Here is an 869-nt window from a genome sequence, read left to right on the forward strand (position 1 = left end):
GGCCACGGCGACCGCGCACGCGCCCGTGCCGCAGGAGCGGGTCTCGCCGGACCCGCGCTCGTGCACCCGCAGCGCCACGTGCCGCGGGCCGCGGTCGACGACGAACTCCACGTTCACACCGTCCGGGTAGGCGGCGGCCGGGCTGAACGGGGGCGGGGTGTACAGGTCGCCCGCGTGGGCGAGGTCGTCCACGAAGGCCACGGCGTGCGGGTTGCCCATGTTCACGTTCCGCGCGGGCCAGCTGCGCCCGCCGACGCTCACGGTGACGTCGCCCTCGGGGAGGAGCGCCCGGCCCATGCCGACGGTGATGTCACCCGCGGCGGAGCCGCTGCCGGACACGGACTTGGCGATGTGGACGGTCTTCACTCCCCCGCGCGTGGCGATCGCGGTGTCCCCCGCGGACACGTGTCCGGCGCGCTGGAGGTAGCGCGCGAACACCCGCACTCCGTTGCCGCACATCTCCGCGATCGAGCCGTCGCCGTTGCGGTAGTCCATGAACCACTCGGCCTCGGCGGCCATGTCCCGTGCCTCGGGGTGGGCCGCGGACCGCACCACGTGCAGCAGTCCGTCGCCGCCGATGCCCGCGCGGCGGTCGCACAGGGCGGCGACGGCGGCCGGGGACAGGTCGATGGCGTTCTCGGGGTCCGGGACGATCACGAAGTCGTTCTCCGTGCCGTGGCCCTTGAGGAAGGCGATCCGCGTGCTCATCCCTCGATCGTACGAGAACACTCCGGTGGGGCGCCGAGGGGTGGGGCGGCCGGTCGATCCCGTGCGGTCCGGTGGGACCGGTCGCGCCCACGCGGCGGAGCCGCACGTCGATGCGGCCCCGCGCTCCCGGGGGACGCCGCTCAGCGGAGCCTGGCCACCCG

General features: G+C 75.1%; 1 protein-coding gene. It reads right to left on the bottom strand.

What is annotated here, in order from left to right; genetic code table 11:
• Window positions 1-708, bottom strand: a 708-nt coding sequence (gene dapF, locus B7767_RS40395; RefSeq protein WP_085576257.1) for a diaminopimelate epimerase, incomplete at its 3' end; no start/stop codon positions are given.
• Window positions 709-869: the final 161 nt, after the last annotated feature.

The sequence above is a fragment of the Streptomyces sp. 13-12-16 genome, from assembly GCF_002114215.1.
Lineage (GTDB): Bacteria > Actinomycetota > Actinomycetes > Streptomycetales > Streptomycetaceae > Streptomyces.